The sequence below is a fragment of the Nocardia sp. NPDC047038 genome (genome assembly GCF_040644075.1).
Classification (GTDB): domain Bacteria; phylum Actinomycetota; class Actinomycetes; order Mycobacteriales; family Mycobacteriaceae; genus Nocardia; species Nocardia sichangensis.
Map to the genome: position 1 here is coordinate 96119 of NZ_JBEYVQ010000018.1, position 17933 is coordinate 114051.

General features: G+C 66.7%; 17 protein-coding genes and 1 pseudogene. 3 read left to right on the top strand and 15 right to left on the bottom strand.

Translation table 11 applies throughout. The features are described 5' to 3' along the window. Positions 1–44 precede the first annotated feature (44 nt). Together ABZ824_RS34185 and ABZ824_RS34190 are read right to left on the bottom strand one after the other, a co-directional pair. Entirely contained in the window at positions 45–2408 is a 2364-nt protein-coding gene (locus tag ABZ824_RS34185; protein WP_356968368.1) for a GNAT family N-acetyltransferase, read from the bottom strand. 201 nt (positions 2409–2609) lie between these two features. Then, a pseudogene (locus ABZ824_RS34190) lies at positions 2610–3200 on the bottom strand (methyltransferase domain-containing protein); the annotation flags it as partial. Positions 3201–3298: 98 nt separating this feature from the next. Between ABZ824_RS34190 and ABZ824_RS34195 the strand changes: the two are divergent. After that, positions 3299–4360 carry a phosphotransferase gene (locus ABZ824_RS34195; protein WP_356968331.1) on the top strand — a complete coding sequence of 354 codons (1062 nt, stop codon included), beginning with the start codon at positions 3299–3301 and terminating at the stop codon, positions 4358–4360. Between the two features lie 64 nt (positions 4361–4424). Here ABZ824_RS34195 and ABZ824_RS34200 read toward each other — a convergent pair whose 3' ends face one another. The 12 genes from ABZ824_RS34200 to ABZ824_RS34255 form a co-directional block, all read right to left on the bottom strand. After that, positions 4425–4853, bottom strand: coding sequence for a hypothetical protein (locus tag ABZ824_RS34200; protein WP_356968333.1), 429 nt, complete (start codon positions 4851–4853; stop codon positions 4425–4427). A gap of 120 nt (positions 4854–4973) precedes the next feature. Next, positions 4974–5126, bottom strand: a complete 153-nt coding sequence (locus ABZ824_RS34205; protein WP_356968334.1) for a hypothetical protein — start codon at positions 5124–5126, stop codon at positions 4974–4976. 234 nt (positions 5127–5360) lie between these two features. Further along, on the bottom strand, positions 5361–6074 hold the full coding sequence (locus ABZ824_RS34210; protein ID WP_356968336.1) for a hypothetical protein: 714 nt from the start codon (positions 6072–6074) through the stop codon (positions 5361–5363). Continuing rightward, entirely contained in the window at positions 6071–6517 is a 447-nt protein-coding gene (locus ABZ824_RS34215; RefSeq protein WP_356968338.1) for an NUDIX hydrolase, read from the bottom strand. The genes ABZ824_RS34210 and ABZ824_RS34215 overlap by 4 nt, the downstream gene beginning before the upstream one ends. After that, positions 6510–7541: an adenosine deaminase gene (gene add / locus ABZ824_RS34220; protein WP_356968340.1), complete on the bottom strand. Its 1032-nt coding sequence runs from the start codon at positions 7539–7541 to the stop codon at positions 6510–6512. The genes ABZ824_RS34215 and add overlap by 8 nt, the downstream gene beginning before the upstream one ends. A 3-nt stretch (positions 7542–7544) precedes the next feature. Continuing rightward, positions 7545–8633, bottom strand: coding sequence for a Gfo/Idh/MocA family oxidoreductase (locus ABZ824_RS34225; protein WP_356968342.1), 1089 nt, complete (start codon positions 8631–8633; stop codon positions 7545–7547). Then, the gene (locus ABZ824_RS34230) at positions 8630–9508 is read right to left on the bottom strand and encodes a hypothetical protein (protein ID WP_356968344.1); all 879 of its coding nucleotides are present in this window, start codon (positions 9506–9508) and stop codon (positions 8630–8632) included. Before ABZ824_RS34230 ends, ABZ824_RS34225 begins: the two co-directional genes overlap by 4 nt. Next, complete coding sequence (locus tag ABZ824_RS34235) at positions 9505–10611, bottom strand: Gfo/Idh/MocA family oxidoreductase (RefSeq protein WP_356968346.1); 1107 nt, start codon at positions 10609–10611, stop codon at positions 9505–9507. Before ABZ824_RS34235 ends, ABZ824_RS34230 begins: the two co-directional genes overlap by 4 nt. Next, positions 10608–11603 (bottom strand): Gfo/Idh/MocA family oxidoreductase, encoded by a 996-nt coding sequence (locus tag ABZ824_RS34240; protein ID WP_356968348.1) that lies wholly within the window; start codon positions 11601–11603, stop codon positions 10608–10610. Before ABZ824_RS34240 ends, ABZ824_RS34235 begins: the two co-directional genes overlap by 4 nt. Further along, complete coding sequence (locus tag ABZ824_RS34245; protein WP_356968350.1) at positions 11600–12556, bottom strand: sugar phosphate isomerase/epimerase family protein; 957 nt, start codon at positions 12554–12556, stop codon at positions 11600–11602. The genes ABZ824_RS34240 and ABZ824_RS34245 overlap by 4 nt, the downstream gene beginning before the upstream one ends. Beyond that, the gene (locus ABZ824_RS34250; protein ID WP_356968352.1) at positions 12550–13785 is read right to left on the bottom strand and encodes a methionine adenosyltransferase; all 1236 of its coding nucleotides are present in this window, start codon (positions 13783–13785) and stop codon (positions 12550–12552) included. The genes ABZ824_RS34245 and ABZ824_RS34250 overlap by 7 nt, the downstream gene beginning before the upstream one ends. Continuing rightward, positions 13769–14890, bottom strand: coding sequence for a Gfo/Idh/MocA family oxidoreductase (locus ABZ824_RS34255; protein WP_356968354.1), 1122 nt, complete (start codon positions 14888–14890; stop codon positions 13769–13771). Before ABZ824_RS34255 ends, ABZ824_RS34250 begins: the two co-directional genes overlap by 17 nt. 451 nt (positions 14891–15341) lie before the next feature. On the opposite strand from ABZ824_RS34255, the gene ABZ824_RS34260 reads away from it, so the two are divergent. Both ABZ824_RS34260 and pyrF read left to right on the top strand, forming a co-directional pair. Beyond that, complete coding sequence (locus ABZ824_RS34260; protein WP_356968356.1) at positions 15342–16097, top strand: GntR family transcriptional regulator; 756 nt, start codon at positions 15342–15344, stop codon at positions 16095–16097. A gap of 10 nt (positions 16098–16107) precedes the next feature. Beyond that, complete coding sequence (pyrF, locus tag ABZ824_RS34265; protein ID WP_356968358.1) at positions 16108–16809, top strand: orotidine-5'-phosphate decarboxylase; 702 nt, start codon at positions 16108–16110, stop codon at positions 16807–16809. A 750-nt stretch (positions 16810–17559) separates the two neighbouring features. Here the strand turns inward: pyrF and ABZ824_RS34270 are convergent. Further along, a partial coding sequence (locus tag ABZ824_RS34270) for a GNAT family N-acetyltransferase (protein ID WP_356968360.1) occupies positions 17560–17933 on the bottom strand: 374 nt, incomplete at its 5' end.

Below are 17933 nucleotides of genomic sequence, written 5' to 3' on the forward strand. Positions count from 1 at the left end.
CCGCCACCGCCCCGGCACGCCGTGGCCGCGTCCGTGGCGTCGATCTATGCACGAGCGGAGTCATGGCCGTCGCGGCGGGGCAGCAAGCGGCTCATGATGATCGAGTCCCAGAGTTCACCGTTGCGGCGTCGGTAGTGTGCTCGCAGCGTGCCTTCGACCTCGAATCCCGCGCGATGGTACAAGCCGATCGCGGGGAGGTTGTGCGGCCAGACCTGCAAGGTGACCTTGTGCGCGTTGTTGTTTTCGCACCAGTCAATCAGCCGCTCCAGTAATGCGGTCCCGATACCTTCACCCCTGTGGCTGGAGGCGACCATCATGGTGATCGACGCAACATCGGGCGTCATGAAAGCCGCGGTGGCCGTGGCCACGATCCCGGCCGATGAATGCTCGGCAACGAGCAGCCCTGCGGTGGTGGAGACAAGGTTGCGCAGACGGGCTGCGACGTCGTCTTCATCTATCGGGGGTTCCGGTCCGATCCATTTGCCTTCGGCGGCGACATCGACGTGCAAGTGGACGCAGGCGGGGATGTCCTCGACGCGGCCGTGGCGGACCGTCACGTCGGTGTTGTGGCGTTGTCGGTTCGGTTTCGTCGGTGCAAGCAGTTGGCGGATCACGTGTTGGTCGACCAAGGCGGCCTCGAGGCTGCGTGCGACAATCTCGTCCCCGACGGGCGACAGGTGCAGGCCGTCTGCCATCCACGGACTGTGCGCGGCTGACCAGTTATCGGAGCGCTCATGCAGCAGTGCGGCCGTTGTGACGAACTTGCCCCAGCAGTCTACGAACACAGCTCCGGCGTCTCGCGCCACGTCACGGGCAGCGAGGTTGTAAGCGCACAGGTCGCGGTTGATTGCCGCTGCCCGCGGGCCGATATGCGCGGCGACCGGTGGCGAGGCCAGACAGACAACAGTCCGGGAGCGGGCGGTGAGCTGGCCCAGCGCGGCTCGATAGTTGCGCGTGAACTCCTGCAGGCCGACACTGTCGGCGAGGCGGGCCTGGTGACCTCGCAGTACGTCGTTGGTACCGCACTCGAACACGGCGATGTCCTGGTCGACATCGGCGGTCTCGATGGCTTCCAGCAGGTCGCGTGAAGTGGCGCCGCCGCGGCCGTGATTGTGGAAGACCATGGCGACATCGGGAAGCCGTGCGGTCAAGCTGGTGCTCAGCCGCTCGATGAACCCGCCGTTTCGCCATCGGTCGACCGTTACCGCCGTGCCCGGCGCCGGAAGATCGGTGACGTCGACCAAGCGGTGTGACTCACCCACGAGGTGCTCGGTGTGGCTGGTTCCCCAGCACCGCACCACCAGCGTTCGAGACGATTCGACGGGGCCATCCTGATCGTCCACCGTGGCAGCGGGCCACTCATCGGCCTGAAATCGGTCGGGGCCAGCCCCGGCTGCTGGTGTGGTTGGCGCGGTGATGTCGGCGAAGATCATCTCGACGATGTCGGCGCAGGTTTGGGTAGCGTCCAGGCGGCCTTCGTCGACGAAGTACAGCGGATCCCAGCCGCTGTACCAGTCCCGCATCTCGTCGCGACCGAACGACGACGACTTGGCGCGGGTCGCGTGCCGCCGCAACGTCTCTTCGAACGGCAAGTCGAAAGCGTAGAACCGCGACACGGCTGCATGGGATCTCAATCGGTCCAGCATGTCGCCGTAACGGCGCGGCGAGAAGATCCCCTCCAGCACGACAACCAGCCCACGAGCCAGGCACAACGAGGCGATCTCGCCGATCAACTCGATATTGAGTCCGTCGGGAACATCGCTCTCGCGCAGGAACTCTCGGCGCACGACATCCTGCGAAATCACCACACACCGCGCTCGGTCGAACCGCCGCTGCAATGTCCTGGCCACAGTCGTCTTGCCGGCGCCGGAGCTGCCGCGAAGGACCACCAACCGGCCCGCAGGCTCGGCCGACAGCGACGAACGAATCCGCGCCGCGAGGTCAGCCATTTCGGTCTCGGTGTAGTCGAGGATGCCGTGGACAGGATCGAGCGCGTGCAGCTGCTGACGGCCGTAGGGCGTGTTGGCCGGAAGCGGAGCGACGTGCCAGTGAACATGGGCATTGCCTTGCATAGAGCCGAGCGACATCAAGTAGGTCCGCTCGGGACTGGTCACCGCGGCAACCGCGCGTGCCACTTTGTGCACGGCCGATTGCAGTCGAAGGTACTGTTGCGGGGTCAGGTCGGCAACCACATCTTCGACGTGGCGGCGCGGCACCACGAGAACGTAGCCGAACAAGGTCGGGTACTTGTTCAAAAACGCGACGTGCTCACCATCGTCATAGACCATGTGATGCTCGTGGCCAGGCCTGCCTTCCAGAAAGGCGCACACGAAGCAGCCCTCCGAACGCACCCGCTGTTCGTAGGCGGCCAGGTCCATCGCCACGCGACGGCCGCCGACCTCGGTCACTGCGACCGGCTCCGCTACTGCGGGTTTGACCGAAATCAGATGCGAGAAGCGGGCCGTCTCGACGTAGGGGTGCCGGTCGGCCAGCAGGTTCTCCAGCTGCAGGAGCTTCGCGAAGAACTCCGAGTCGTGCTTGATCCCGTCGTCGCTGATCAAGTCGCACACAGCGCGAACCCCGTACCGGACCGGACGCCGCAGACCGGCCGCGACCATCTCCGCGGCCAGGTCGGCCGCGGACACGGCGTCGATCTCGGCGTGATAGGTGACCGATGCCCGGCTGGTGGTGTTCAGCAGGCGCATCGCTTCCTCGAGCGCTCCGCGCCGCACCGCAGCAGTCAGCGGATCGCTGAACGGGTTCGGTGCCAGCACCGACAGCAGCCCGCCGCGGCGCAGCACCGACACCATTGTCTCGAGGACGGAACCTCGATCCGAAACATATTGCATCACGTTGTGGCACAACACCACGTCAATCGACCCACGCGCCGCGACAGTGAGCATGTCGGATATGTCCGCCACCCGGGTGTCGATCAGGTCTCCGAAGCCCTGTGCCTCGGCCAAGCCCACAGCCTCAGCCAGCGATGCCGACGAGGTATCCACGATGGTCACGTGATGGCCAAGCGCCGCCAAGCGCACAGCGTCGAGTCCATTACCTCCGCCCACGTCCAGCACTGTCAGCGGCCGAGCCGGCAGATGGCGGACAAGGTTGGCGTACACCTGCTCGTACCGGAGCCGACCCCACGGGGTGGTCTGGTAGCTGCGGAACGCGTCCAGGTGTCGATCGAATGCCGAGGCCATAGCACCCCTTCCTACGCGAAATCCGCGCCCGTCGAGGCAAGAACGGGTGACCGGTCATCGCCGACCGCCCTGCACCGACTTAACGGGTCGGTATCGGGATGTGCGCGAATTCCCAGCGGACACCGTCGGGGTCGCCGACGAGCCCTGCCACGCACACGATCATCACACCTGCCTCAAATAATGACTGGCGGACACCGGCGCCCGAATCCCACGATGGTGCCATGGCCGACAACGCAGGCACCGCGACGCGAATCGAATGGCACGAGCTGCCGCAGCCGGTACGCGCCGGAATCGAGCGCCGCCTCGGCTCCCGGGTACGGTCGGCGGTCACGCAGCCGGGTGGGTTCAGCCACGGCACGGCCGCGCGGCTCCTGTTGGCCGACAGCCGCAGGGTTTTCGTGAAGGTGATCAATCGTGACGACGCTCTGTGCGGGATGTACCAGACCGAGGCACGCACCGCAGCGCGGTTACCCCGCACAGTGCCGACACCGTCTGTCCAGTTCACGATCGACATCGCCGGGTGGTTCGCCGTGGTATTCGACGACGTCGACGGCCGCCATCCCCGCCTGGATCAGCCGGGCGACCTGGACGCGGTGCTCGCCACTGTCGAACGGTTGGCGAACGCGCTGACGCCCAGTCCCCTCCTCGAGGTGCCCACTATTGCCGACAGCTACGGGCCGAAGCTGAATGGCTGGCGGCAGTTCGCCGAGCACGGGCCACCTGCCGACCTCGACAGCTGGTCGCTGCGCAATCTCGACCGGCTCGCCGCGCTGGAATCGACCTGGCTCGAACACGCTGACGGTGCAACCCTGCTGCACACCGACCTGCGGCCGGATAACATGCTCCTGGGCCCCAACGGCACCGTCGCGGTGATCGACTGGGCCTGGCCGTGCCGCGGCGCCGCCTGGATCGAACTCGTCTCGCTGGCACCATCGATAGCCACCAGCGGAATCGACCCCGACCCGATCCTCACCACGCACCCGGCCACCCGCACAACCGATCCGGTCGCTGTCGATGCCTTCCTCGCTGCGCTGGCCGGCTACTGGGCGCGCAACAGCCGCATGCCCGCACCGCCACGGTCACCGAAACTCCGCCACCACCAGACACGTTCGGCGCGCGTATCGCGAGAATGGCTGCGCCGACGACTCTCATGGCCGTAACCGCACGCACGGCCGCACAACTCTCCCACGCCGTAGCGGGTGTGCGGGGCCGCGTTGTGGCCAGTTACAGCCGAGGCGGTGGTGGTGCCGGAAGATCTTTACGCACTCGATACACCACGCCAGCATCAGTGACCCGTTCCTGCCACGGCCCCACCACCCGCAAGTTCGGTAAGAACCAGCAGTGTTGTTCCTGCCGCAACGGCACCGCACCCGCGAGACACTCGGCGATGGTGCCGCCGTCGTCGTGTTCGTGGCCGGTCATCAACCGCTCCGCGAAGGCCGCCAGCTCCCATGCCGTGCGGATCGGCCCCACCACGACACCAGGACTATCACCGAAGCAGTATTCGGGAAATTCCAGCGGTCCGGCGATACGCCATCGGATCTGCGGCAGCGGATCGGTTTTCAATCTGTCGAAACCCACGAACCATGCCGCATCGTCGAGTTCACGTGCCTCGACACCGGCCGGTTTCGCGTCCTCGAGATGATCGGACAACGTCGGCGCGTCACATTCGTCCTCGTCCCAGGTACCGAGAATCCTCGACTCTTTCGGACGTGGAGTCGCATAGAATCGCGTCAGGCAATGCTCGTCATCGCACAACATGCACATCGGTCCTCACCCCCGGTCCGGACGATCGCCGTGGCTACGTGGCGCGCCGGCAAGTCCCGCCGCCAGCTCGTCAGCCGACTGCATCAGTACCGCAACTTCTTCGGTGGGTGTTGTGATGTCATCGCGTATCTGCCGCGGCTCGGCCATATCGACCTTCATGGGCTCGACTCCTCGCTTCCGTTTTGGTATTTGTCTGCAGTCTCGTTCAATGCAGCGTTCCCGCCTTCGTTCTTCCCGCCCAGCGTCGATGCTGCCGACGGCGGTTCCCGCCCCGAGACCATCAGGGGCGTCACTCGCACCACCAGTGCCAACATGTCAGAACCCAGTGCGCGCACGTCCCTGGCCGAGTGGGCACCGCGAGACCGGGAAGTGGGCTGTCGGCCGATCTTTCGGTCAGCTGAGCGAATGTGCCATCCACCCCGCCAGCGTGTGGCGCAGCTCGGCGATGCTGTCGCGGCTGGTGTCCCATCGCACGGCGGTGCCGCCGTTGAGTCCGAACACGTCACAGTTGGTGGTCCTGTCATCGATGAGCGCGGCCTCGGCTATCGAAAGGCCGTGAGCATCGAGCCACCCGCCGAAGAACCGTTTCGGGTCGTCCTTTTTGCAGACGCCGACGTCGCTGGAGCAAATGAGGCCGTCGAACAGCCCGACGGCCTCGGCCAGCGTCGCCGCCGCATCGGACCAAGGGGCAGCGGCGCGGTGGGCGCGCCGGAAGACGTCGGCGAAGCAGTCGATGTTGTCGGTGGCGACCACGATAAACGCTTGTGCCCGCAGCTCGGCCAGCAGCGCCGTGAGTTCGGTGTTGACCGACATGACTGCGCAGTCCTCGATCAGCCTGTCAAGCAGGAAGTCCTTACCGAGCCCGGCGGCGGGCGTAAGGTTCATCGCGGCGATCACCTGCTGGCTCGACCGGACGCCACGCATCCATTCCTCGCCTCGGACGCTGTTGTCGGTCAACACCTCACCGATGTATTCCATCAGCTGGTCGCGGAGCGGATGATGCGGGTCGGCGCAGATGGACTGCCAGTAGAAGTCGCGGGAAAGCACACCCCACCAGTCGACAAATACCACGCGGCGTCGCGACGGCATCCGATCCGCCGTGCTCATTTCTCGAAGCCCATGTAGATGTCCTTGCCGGTACGCCACTGGCCCTTCTTCAGGAATTGCGGGTAGATGTGTTCCTCGGCCTGCACTTCGGCCGGGGTGAAGAACCGCATGTGTTCCACCGGGCCGTCGAGGTCGGCCCAGTCCTGGTCCAGTTCACCGGATTTCAGGCGAGCGAGGAAGTAGCACTCCACTTTGTGGCGGTGGTGTTTGGCCTCCCAGTACTCGAAGACATGCACCAGTTCCCCAGCGGTGACATGGAGTCCGGTTTCCTCGTGGACTTCGCGGTGGATGCAGTCGTGCAGCGATTCGCCGGGTTGCAGGCGACCGCCGGGGGTGTACCAGATTCGGCCGTCGTTGGAGACCAGCAGCAGATCCTCGCCCTTGGTGACCAGGGCGCGTGCGGTGACCTGGATCTGAAACTGTTCGGTGGCGTCGCTATCCATGGTGTCCTTTCTTGGTGGGGTGATCGTCGGCGAGCCATCGCCGGATGCTCGATCGCAGTGCGGTGCGTGTGGTCTCGGTCATACCAGCCGTCGATGCTCCTTCGGCGGCGAGGTCTGCCAGCTGATGATCGGTGAGCCCGAAGGCTTGGCCGACTTGCTTGTACTCGCTGGTGAGGGTGGTCGAGAGCAGCATGGGGTCGTCGGCGTTGAGTGTGACGGGCACGCCATGGCGCAGCATCCTTGGCAGCGGGTGGCTGGCCAGCTCGCTGGTGACGCCGAGGCGCACGTTGGATGTCGGGCACACGTCACATACGATGCGCCGATCGGCGAGTTCGTCGAGGAGGCCCGGATCGGCGACCGTGCGGACGCCGTGCGCGATCCGATGCGGTCGCATGGCGGCGACGGCGGCGCGGATCGACTGTGGTCCTTGGGTTTCCCCGAGGTGTGGTACGACGAGCAGGCCGTGTGCGCGGACGATCGCGGCGGCCCGGGAGTACCGCTGGAATCCGTCGGTGGGCTCCAGCCCAGCCAGGCCGAGCCCGGCCACATTGCGGGTGGCGTGCTCCACGGCGAAGCGGGCGGCTTGTTCGATCCAGTCGGGCGGGCGTGCCCAATTCACCCCGAGCAGGTAGCGCACTTCGACGTCGTGGCGTCGCGCGGCCTGCTGGAAGGCGTCGTCAATGAATGCGAAGGTGTCGGGGACGGACCAGCCGAATCGGTCGGCATAGAGCCACGGCCCGACCATCGGTTCGCTGTAGCGGACGCCTTCGGCCGCTTCGTCGGCGACGAACTCGCGGATGACCCGCTGCAGGTCGTCGGGTGTGGCGATCACGTCGGTGACTTGCCGGAAGCAGTCCACGAACCCTGGAAGGTTGCTGAAGGCCGCGACGGCAGGCGGCGGGCGGTGGTGCCGATTCGCGAACTCGGCGATGGTGGCGGCGCGGGCGGCGCCTTCCAGATGCACGTGCAGGTGCGCCTTTGGCAGCCTCGTCAGACGCGTCGAGCGCTTCACGGTGCCGGTCATCGCCTACAGGTATTCCTGTCCTATCCGCAGATCGACAAGGGGCTGCGCGCCGCCGGCGGCGGGCGGGACCTTGACCGCACCTGTATGTGTCGCCAGCCCAGTCAGGATCAGCCGCATCGTGAACGCCGATTCGGCCAGGATGTTGGTGTGGGTGGCCACTGCGGCGACCAGCGCGGTGAGCTTGACATGTTCGGGATCGGCGCTGGGCAGGTCGATACCGAACGCCGGGGTGTCCTCCCATGTGGCGGTGTGGTGCGGCTGTTCGGGCGGGGTGCGCGATCGGACGAGGATGCGGTTGCGCCAGCAGTCGAGTCGAATGTCGCCGGATCGGCCGCGCACGATGAGGTAGTCCTCGGGCCGGTGCAGGCACCACGACGACTTGACTAGGGCTTGCTGTCCTGTCAGGAAGGTCAGCTGCATGCTCATGTGGTCCTCGACCTGCTGGGTGAGTGTTCCGCCGTCCAGGCATCGCCGGTGACGGATGGCCTGGGTCACCGAGGCGGTGGCCGCGCTCGGCGTGGCGCCGGTGAGAGCCAGCAGCCGCGACAGCGCATACGGCAATGTGTCCAGCGCCGGGCCTGCCACGGCCTCCCGACTGTAGTACCAGTTCGATCGCGGTGGCCCCGGGACGTCGAGCATAGAGGTGAATTCCATTGGCGCGCCGATGATTCCCGAGCCGAGCAGGTCGGCGACCGCAGTGAGCGCTGGGCGGTCGACGAGCGGCAGTGCGACCACGACACGATCGTGGCGGGCGGCGGCGAGTTCGAGTTCGTCCAGTTCACGGAGCGAGGTCGCGATCGGTTTCTCGATCAGCACGTGTTTGCCGGCCTCGAGCGCGGCCACCGCGTCGGTGCAGTGGTGAGCATGTGGGGTGCAGACCAGGATCGCGTCCACCGCTGGGTCGTCCAGTAGCGCGCTGCGGTCGCCGTGGGCGCGGGCGGTCGGCCACAACCGCAATGCCGAATCCCGGGACGATGCCGTCGGGCTGCAGATGGCGGTGACGCGAACCCCGTCCACGGCGTGGGCTTGGCGCAGGTAGGCGCTGCCGATCATGCCGCAGCCGAGTACGCCCAGACGCAGCGGTGCGGTCACGGTGTCTCCATATGGTCGTCGGTTGTTGTGGCGGGATCGAGGGGGAGGATGACGCCGGTGTCGTCGAGCAGCACCGCGTGCCGCTCGAAGAACTGGGAGACTCCAGCGTGGTGTTTGATCGGCTCGCCCAGCGGTTGACCGAGAACTCGGACGCCGCCGTGTGTTTCGTAGTAGCGGCGAAGGCCCGGCCGGCACAGGTGTCGGCCGTGTAGCCGTGGTACCAGTGGCGCGGCCAAGCGCTCGACCGGGATGCCTGTGCGACGTCCGGTCGGGTCGAGGACGGGCAGCAGCGCCGTGTGGATCTGGTCGGCGGGTCGGCCGGTGGTGTCTATGTTGTGCAGTGGACCGACGGCCAGTGTGGGGGCTTCGACGTGGTAGAACTCAGCGAGCGCGTCGAGGAAGTCGCCGTGATACCACTGGTGCTCGAATTCGCGGTCGGCCTTGTCGCGGCGGCGGTGCAACGACGCGGCGACCGGGGTGGTGAGCAGCACGATCTCCGCGGTCGGGGTCAGGTGCGGCCGGATGTCGCGGTCGAAGACGGCGCGGGCTTGCTGGTACCGGTCGCGGCCGCGGGTGGAGGCGGCGGTGGCCCAGCAGTAGGCCAGCACGCTGAGGTAGCTGCGGTCGAACACCGCGACCACCGGGTGCCGTGCATCGGCGAGGCGGGACGCCAGCCGGTCGCGGCGTAACTCCCGCCGTAGATACCATGTGGTGACCTCCTGAGAGGGCCTGTCGTGCAGGGCATCCCGGTCGGCGGTGGTGGGGTTGGTTTCGGGGACGGCGAGGCAGTCCTCGCCGAGCGCGGCGGCGAGGGTGACCATGATGGAGGTCTTGCCCGCGCCGGGTAGACCTTCCAGGTACACGCTGATCGTCATGGAACGGCTCCCGGTGAGGGCGTGGTGGTCCAGCTGCCGGACTCGTCGGCCATCGCCTGGTACATCGCGGCGACCGTGGCGTGGTCGGCAGCGGCTTCGGTGAGCGGGTACAGCGGTGCGATGGTGGGGTCGGTGACGCTGGCGGCGAGGTTGGTGAGGAACGCGGCGGCGGTGATGCGTTCTTCGTCGAGCGGTAGCAGCGGGTATGGGTTGTGCCACTTGGTGATACATGTCTCGTCGGCCAGGACGGCGATCTCGGCGAGGACTTCGACGCCGTGCAGGACGCGGGTGCGGCGCTGCACGCGGTAATGCCGGGCGTGGGGGTTGTCCGGGTCTGTGAGGGCGACCATCTCCTCTCCCCAGGCAGCGCCTCGGGTGCCAGTGAAACCGGCGTGGCGGCGGGCGCGGATCGGGGATTCGTAGTTCAGCCACGACCAGTGGTAGGTCGCGAGGGTGTCGTTGTCGAACTCGATCACGGCGTGCTGGATGCGTTCTCCGGCGAAGAAGACGCCGCGGTGGGTGATGTGGTCGGCCATCGGCAGATCCCGCTGCGCCGCCAGGACCCGCCTTGGCGCGGCGGGCTGTCCGAGGTAGGAGCGCAGCAGGCTCACACCGTGGTATTCGTGGCCGACGCCGTCGCTGTAGGCGGTCTGGACGTCGCCGAACACGCCGCGGTTGATCAGGTCGCGTTTGATGGTCTCGATCGGGCGGCGGTGGTACTGCTCGGCGACATCGGTGTAGCTGCTGCGGCCGAGCAGCGCCGACGCGACGTCCGCTGCTTCGGTCGGATCCGCCGACAGTGGTGTTTCCAGCAAGACTGGGCGGTCCCATGCCGCGAGTCGCCGATACAGCTCGGGGTTCTGCGACCAGGTGACGCACGCGATCACCGCGTCCACGCCCGGGTCTTCGAGCAGGGCGTCGAAGTCCGGATACGCGACGGCGCCCAAGGCTGTCGCGGCCTCGGCGCTGCGCTGCCGGTCGCGTCCGTATATTCCAGCGGGTCGGATGCCGGGAAGCATCGTCAGCAGCGGACCGTAGAGCGTGCGCAGTCGGGTGCCCGCGCCGATGACCGCGACACCGACCTCGGGCGGGACGGCGTTCATGGCTGCTCCACGGCGGTCCAGGCGCCGTCGGCGCGGGCCGAGTCTGCGGCCGCGGTGGCGACGGCAAGGCTGCGCAGGTGGTCGTCCAGCGAATGCGGCAGCGCCGCACCGGTTTCCACCGCGTGCGCGAACGCGCGATAGGCGCCGAGGATGCCGTCGGGCACCCATGCGCCAGAACAGTTCTCGTCCTCGACGGGCACGCCGTCGCCGGAGACGAGCCAGGCGCGGTCCAGGTCGGCCCCGGCGCTGCCGAGGGAGCCGTCGACGTCGAGGCGGTAGTGGAATCCGCCCGGCGCGGGCACGGCGTTGTTGAACGACAGGCTCGCGGTCAACGGTGATGTGTCGTCGAAGCCCAGCGTGATCGCGTATGCGAGCGGGCACGACGCATGCTGGCCGGGCTTGGACCATGCCCGCGCGGACACCGTCGTCGGGGTGCGGCCGGTGAGGTGGCGGACCAGGTCGAGGTAGTGCAGGCCGTGGTCGAGAAACAGGTAGTCCGGGTGATCGGTGTACCAGGCGGCCAGGTCCTCGTTGAACCTGTTCGCATGATGCACCGCATACACCTCGCCGAGGCGCCCGGCCTCGATCCACCCGCGCACCCGCGCATGCGCGGGTGCCCACCGGGCATTGTGGTTGACCGCCATAGGCAGCCCCGCCCGCCGCACATCCTCCGCCAGCGCACGCGCCGCGGCCAGGTCGTAGAGAACGGGCTTCTGCACCAGCAGCGGCTTACCGGCGTCGAGCAGCGTGCGGATCAGCGCGGCGCGGTCGCCGGGGCGGGTCGCGACGTCGACGACATCGACGTCACCGCGTCGCGCCAAGGTAACAGCATCGGATTCGACGGCGGCCCCGCAGGATTCGGCCGCGCTTCGAGCACGGGACAGGTCCAGGTCGCAGACCGCGCTCACCGTCACCTCGCCGAGGGCGTAGGCAGGCAGGTGTCCCTCCGTGCCGATTCGGCCGCAGCCGATCAACCCGACACGTAGCGTCATGACCGTCCTCCGGTCGGGGTGCGCCCGGGCGAACTCGCCCGCGCGGGGGCCAGACCGAGCAATCCAGCCGCGAACAGTCGGTGCGCAGCCTCGTCCGGATCGAGCTTCCACACGGACGGCGAGAAAAGCTCGATCGAGGCGGGCCCGCTGTATCCGGTGTCGGCGATGACCGCGAGCAATCCGGGCAGGTCGAGGATGCCCTGTCCTGGCGGGCAGCGCAGCTCGTCGCGCATCGCCGCCGGGACGGTGCCGTCGGGGACATCGCTGACCTGCACGAACTCGACCGAGCCTGGCGGCAGCGCCCGGATCTCGGCCTCGGGCACGGCGGCGGCGAACAGATGGCAGGTGTCCAGCAACAGCCCGACGTTGGGGTGGCGCAGCTGGTCGAGCAGACCCACCAATCCCGCAAGATCCTTAACGAACGAATGCTTTCCGTCCAGCATCGCGGGCAGCCCGGCGCGCAGGCCGATGAACTCGATCGCAAGGCGCACACCGTAGGGTTCGGCGCGATCGGCTAGCAGCCCGAGCCGATCCACCGCCATCAAGGCGGCGTCGGCGGGAGGCAGATCGGTGCGTGGATTGCACACGATAGCCGCCCGCGTGCAGCCCAACGCGGCTGCCGCAGTGAGCCGTTCATCCATCGTGTCCTCGGCAGCGCTCCATGCGGTCTCGTCGATCAGCAGCGGCGCGGGCAGCACCGGCCCGGCCGGCAGCAGGCCGCTGAACGCCTCGACCCGCACCCCCAGATCCGCGATTCGGGCGGCGACGGCGCCCAAGCCGCCGAGGAGATCGGCCAGGGCCAGGACCTGCTGGATGGACACCTCTACTCGCTCGAATCCCGCATTACCGGCGGCTCTGAGGAAGTCGCTGACCGAGGTGCCCCACCGGAAGCAGGCCGGGTTGATACACACCGGCAGGCGCGGACGGCCATCGCGAGCTGGCAACGTCAGCACAGCACTCGCCTCCCCGCGATCAGGTCGTCGCGCAGCGTCGGCAACGACCCCATCACGTCCTCGACAACCGTGGTCACGTACCCGCCGTCCACGGCGACGCCGCCGGACTGCTGGACCCCGACGAACTGTGGGCAGGTCAGCTCGCCACCCGACCGCGACACCAGACACACCGCCATCGGCAGCCCTGTCTCAGCGTGCAGCCGCTCGGCGACGGCTTGGGCCAGCACGTTGTAGAGCTTGCCGACGTGGTAGACGGGGTTCTTGCCGTTGGCGCCCTCCATGCTCATGGGCCGCATCAGCGAGATGACTCCGTTGCAGCGGTTGCCGCGCCCGACCACACCCTCGTCGCCGCTTTCGATCGACGACCCGGTAACCGTCAAATACAGCTCCCGGGCGTCATGGTCGTCGCGGGTGTTCAACGCCACCGTCGCCTCACCTGACGGGGCCAGACCACGCGCCCGCTCCAGAATCAGCCCGTACAAGGCGTGTTTGCGGTCGATGTAGGTGGCCAGATCCGGTGTATGTCGATCGATCTGGGGCACGCACAACGTGACGTGCAGGTCATGTCCATCGCGGCACACCATCACCTTGATATCCGACCCGAAGTGCGGTGCAGTGGCGGCGAATTCGGAGCCGTTGAGCCAGCCCTCGATGTCGAGGGCCGCGCGCTCGGCGATGCTCAGCGGCGCGTAACCTACACCTGCGGAGGTGTCGTTGGCGTGCAGGCGGCGGCGCTCGCTCAGATCGTCGAGGCTGCGCGGGGCGAACCAGTGCAGCCGCCCACCATCGCGCGAGCTAGTGTCACTGTGGACATGGCCAGGGCTCGATGCCGGGTTCAGCCGCATGCGGACTTCGATGTCGTCGCGCCCCAGCAGCGGCAACCGGGAACACAGGAAATCGCGGGAAACAGTCTCGATCAAGTCCCCCACTGGTAGCTTCCGGTCCCCCAAGGTCTCGCTGAACCGGCCGTTGACCAAAGCGGTGACGGGCCGATCTATGCTGCCGCCGCCGAACGCGACCGTGGCAGAGCCGCCGAGCAGGGCGGTCTTGTCGGTGTTGTGGTGCAGGATCGCCCCGAACTCCTCGAGGCACAACCGCGAGTAGGCACGCGACAACTCCTCGGCCAGCCCGTCAGCCAGCGAGTCGGGATGACCGATGCCCTTGCGTTCGACGATGTCGAACTCGTAGGCATCGACGAAGCGGTCGGCAAGATCAACAGAGACCAACACGACGGTTCCCTTCTGTGGTGGTGTCGCGCTCGACGGTCTGCGCTGACCGTGCGATTTCGGCGATGAGTTCAAGGTCGGCCAGAGCCTCGCGCGGGCCGGTCGCTGAGGCCCGGCCGGACACGGTCTGGTCGTGGAAGGCGATCAACTCGGCGGCGAACACGTCGTCGTAGAACAACTCCCGCGTCACCGCGTCACCGCCGCTCTCGGTGTCCAGCGCGATCGGCGCGTACGGCAGATACGGCGACGGGAACGACACCGCGCACCGGGCGGTGTCGCCGACCAGTGACAGAGTTTCGGTGTACCGACCGGCCGAAACGAAGGTGTAGGACAGAAGCCCTACCCGGCCCGAAGGGCTGCGCAGGGTCGCCTGCCCGCTCAGCCCGTCGTTCCAGAGTGCGGCGTTCACGACCCGCGCGTGGCCGCCGAGCGCGGTCCGCAGCAGGTTGACGTCGTGAATGACGCTGGTGGCCAACAGAAAATAGGCGGCCAACGCGGCGAGGGGAGCATCGACTCCGACGGTCCGCCGGATGGCGGCGGCACTGGCTCCGTCGGTGACCTGACGGTTCACGAAATCAGACAGCGACCCGCCGGGCGGCCGCGCTCGGCCGAGCACCGAATACAAATAGCGGTCCTCCGGCGGATGGACCAGATCCGCAGCCGCGGTACGCAGGCCCGACCCGATCCCGACCTGCCCCAGCGCGGTCGTCACAGCGTCGCTGTAGCGCTTCATGTACCCGACGACGCAGGAGACCCCGGCCGACTCGAGGGCCTCGACCAGCGGACGGGCCTGTTCGGGGGTCAACGACAGCGGCTTCTCGACGAATGTCGGCTTCCCGGCTGCCGCCGCAGCCTGGATCTCTGGGACATGTTCACCGCTCGTGGCGATCAGCACTGCGTCGAACAGTTCAGCCGCAGCAAACAACTCTCCCAGCGACACGAATGTGCGGCATCCGGTCGCCCACATCGCAGCCTGCTCCAGCGCCCGCGTGTCGGTGTCGCAGAGAGCGACCACCCGAAACCGGTCGCCGAGGCGAGCCAACGCCGGCAAGTGCCGAGTTTGCGCGGCGACGCCGCAGCCGATCACCGCGATCCGCAACCGCTCCATCACACCGCTCCGTTCGGGCACGACCGCGCGGAGGACCCGAGGGTGACCGCGGTGTCCAGCAGCGCCAACAGCGGTCGTTCATCACTCCCGGTCGAGCCTCGTGGAAGCGCCCGATGCCGGGGGACATACCCACCCCGGCATCGGGACGACTGCACGGGATGAAAACACCGATACACCTCGGCACGCTGCTCTGCCGTCGCCGTCGCAGGCGCCGTCGCCGTCGCAGGCGCCGTCGCAGGCGGGAGGAGTCTCCGACGCCTCGAACCGCCGAAACCTTCAGCCTGCATGGTGACCCCCGGCTCTTGGGCTGCTTGGTGCCCAGCTGAGAGGCTGCGCAACCACGTGACAATCACACGGTACCTATCCGCCAGGTGGTTGTCCACCAGGCGGATAGGTACCAGGCGGCGGGCGGTTTGCGGATGACCACCAGCGATGCAGTACCGTCATGGCCATGCCCAAGCAGCCCGAATACGTCTCGATCGCCGAGACACTGAGAGCGGAAGTGCTCGCCGGGAATTACGACACTGAGCCACTTCCCGGCAACGCCGCCCTCGCCGCTCGCTTCGACGTCAACATGAAGACAGCAGGGCGGGCAGTCCAACAGCTGGTTGCTGAAGGACTGGTGATCGCCCGGCCCGGAATGCGGGCGATACCAATGCCGCCCGAACTACGAGGCACCCGATGGCCGATGAACGGCCGATACGCACGAGCACGCGCTGCTCAAGGGCTGGTCTTCGCCAACGACGTGAGCGGCAATGTGCGCAAAGACACCATCGAGCGTGAATGGGTCGAGGCACCACTCCTGATCGCCCACCTCCTCAACCTCGAAGAAGGTGTGCGCGTCTTTCATCGTCGCAGCCGTACATACGTCAACAATGCACCCACGGAAGACACTTCGATGTTCTTCCCGGAATCCATCGTCAAAGCCGCTCCCCGACTCGAAAGCGAGGAACGCATTCGAGTAGTCGCCTTAATCGAAGACGCCGGACATGTCGTGACACGAACCGCCAACGAAATTAGAACTCGTCACGCCAATAGTTCAGAGCAGGAAATATTCGGAATCGATTCGAACGGCATCATCATCGAACACATCCACGGCACCTATGGCGCCGCAGATGAAGCACTGGAAGCTGTCATCAATGTGCGGCCAGCGCAAGGCAGCGTCATCACATTCGACACCTACGAAGCGCCCATTAGCGACGATTAGGAGACCCTCGATGCACACCTCATCATCCACCGTCAGAAATCGGCTGGCCATCGCGCTCGACACCGGCGATCTGGAAAATGCCCTGACCATCGCTAAAGCTGTCCAACCCAGCGTCGGTGTGGCGAAAGTTGGGCTCCAACTGTTCAGCGCCGCCGGTCACGACGCGGTGCGAGCCATCCAGGACATTGGAATGGACGTCTTCCTCGACGTCAAGCTGCACGATATTCCGAACACTGTGTACGGGGCCAGCACAGTTCTCGGGTCACTCGGCGTCCAGTACCTGACCGTTCATGCGGCCGGCGGAAAAGCCATGCTTCAAGCGGCGGTGAAAGGGCTCACGGAGGGGGCGGACGCAGCAGGTCTCCCAACGCCCACCGTGCTCGCCGTCACGGTTTTGACGAGCGCACCCGATGCCTCCCCCGCACTCCTCCAAGAACGCTTGTCCGACGCTGTCGCCGCCAACTGTGGTGGCGTCGTCTGTGCAGCCACCGACCTTTCTACAATCAGAAGCGCAGCTCCCGACATCCTGACCGTTGTTCCCGGTATCCGCCCGGCCGGCAGCCCAGTACACGACCAGCAGCGGATAGCCACACCTGCAGAAGCCATTCGCAGCGGTGCGAACATTCTTGTCCTCGGCCGTGCTGTCACCGCTGCGGACAACCCGGCTGTAGCCGCAGAAGCTATCGCCGCGGAGGTTGCACAGGCCATCTGATCAACGCCGCCCGAAACATGAGTGTGGTCGTGTGTCAATCCAGCGCACCGCACGCCGAACTCACCATGACTGGATATCAGGCCCCGCCAGTAAGGCTCATCTGGTTGGCGCACAAAGGTGCGACGCGGAGGGGTTTGCCGTCGGCGTTGCCGACGGCAAACCGAAGAATTCGATGACGGGGCCTTTGTGGGCAACTTGGAGCGATAGTCGGCGCACTACAGCCCCTTGGTGCCTCGACACATCCTGGCCGTCGCGGAATTTCCCCACGCGAGACTGGCAGCACATGGTCCGCTCCCCGTTCCACAGCTACCTCCTCGGCGTCTGAACGGGCACACTAGACGGCCACGCATCGCAGACGAGCGATCCGATCAGCTCGACGCCCAACTCGGACGGATGAAGCCCATCCGATCACAGAGTCTCCCCAGCAGGTCGCTATGGCGCCGACAGCCTCCAGTCGCTGAGCATCTCGGCGACCCTGACGAACTCCTGTCCCACGTCGAGAAACAACGCGCCAAACCCGGTCGCCACCGCGGCTGCACGAACGTTGTAACGCATGATCGGCCAGTCAGCCTCCGCATGGGCCCGGAAGCGTCGACGCAACCATGCGCGCCGCCGCGCTCTTCCGCGACGCCGGAATCCACACAGCACAACACCCGTGTCCGTCGAGCTGCCGCGGGCACCGCGGTAGACCGGTTCTCGCCGCTGGAGCGAGAACACACATGTTCGGCTACTGATCGATGCCAGGCACGTTCAGTTCCCCTCAACACCATCGAGCCGCAAGAACTGCCCGGTGGCGCGCATCGGCCATCGGTCGTAGAACCCGGCCACCGCATCGTCGGCGACCAGACCAATGTGCGCAACCCGGCTCCGAGTCGCCCAGCCGACAATCGAATCCATCAGCGATCCGCCGATCCCGCACCGCTGGTAGCCATCGGTGACGACAACATCCACAACGACCGCATACACGCCATCGCCGATTACCCGGGCCATCCCGACCGCCCTCCCGCTGATCTCGGCTACCACGCTGTGCAGCGACGCGGCCAACGCGGACTCACACTCGGCGGCTGCCGGGGCCTTCCAGCCGACCGAGGCCCGCAGCGCCCGATACTCGACCACCGTCGGCA

Coding starts and splice junctions, on each gene's coding strand:
- ABZ824_RS34235 (WP_356968346.1), bottom strand. CDS start 10,611: ATGAACGCCGTCCCGCCCGAGGTCGGTGTCGCGGTCATCGGCGCGGGC.
- ABZ824_RS34240 (WP_356968348.1), bottom strand. CDS start 11,603: ATGACGCTACGTGTCGGGTTGATCGGCTGCGGCCGAATCGGCACGGAG.
- ABZ824_RS34205 (WP_356968334.1), bottom strand. CDS start 5,126: ATGAAGGTCGATATGGCCGAGCCGCGGCAGATACGCGATGACATCACA.
- ABZ824_RS34195 (WP_356968331.1), top strand. CDS start 3,299: ATGTGCGCGAATTCCCAGCGGACACCGTCGGGGTCGCCGACGAGCCCT.
- ABZ824_RS34255 (WP_356968354.1), bottom strand. CDS start 14,890: ATGGAGCGGTTGCGGATCGCGGTGATCGGCTGCGGCGTCGCCGCGCAA.
- ABZ824_RS34210 (WP_356968336.1), bottom strand. CDS start 6,074: ATGAGCACGGCGGATCGGATGCCGTCGCGACGCCGCGTGGTATTTGTC.
- ABZ824_RS34215 (WP_356968338.1), bottom strand. CDS start 6,517: ATGGATAGCGACGCCACCGAACAGTTTCAGATCCAGGTCACCGCACGC.
- add (WP_356968340.1), bottom strand. CDS start 7,541: ATGACCGGCACCGTGAAGCGCTCGACGCGTCTGACGAGGCTGCCAAAG.
- ABZ824_RS34260 (WP_356968356.1), top strand. CDS start 15,342: ATGCCCAAGCAGCCCGAATACGTCTCGATCGCCGAGACACTGAGAGCG.
- pyrF (WP_356968358.1), top strand. CDS start 16,108: ATGCACACCTCATCATCCACCGTCAGAAATCGGCTGGCCATCGCGCTC.
- ABZ824_RS34230 (WP_356968344.1), bottom strand. CDS start 9,508: ATGACGATCAGCGTGTACCTGGAAGGTCTACCCGGCGCGGGCAAGACC.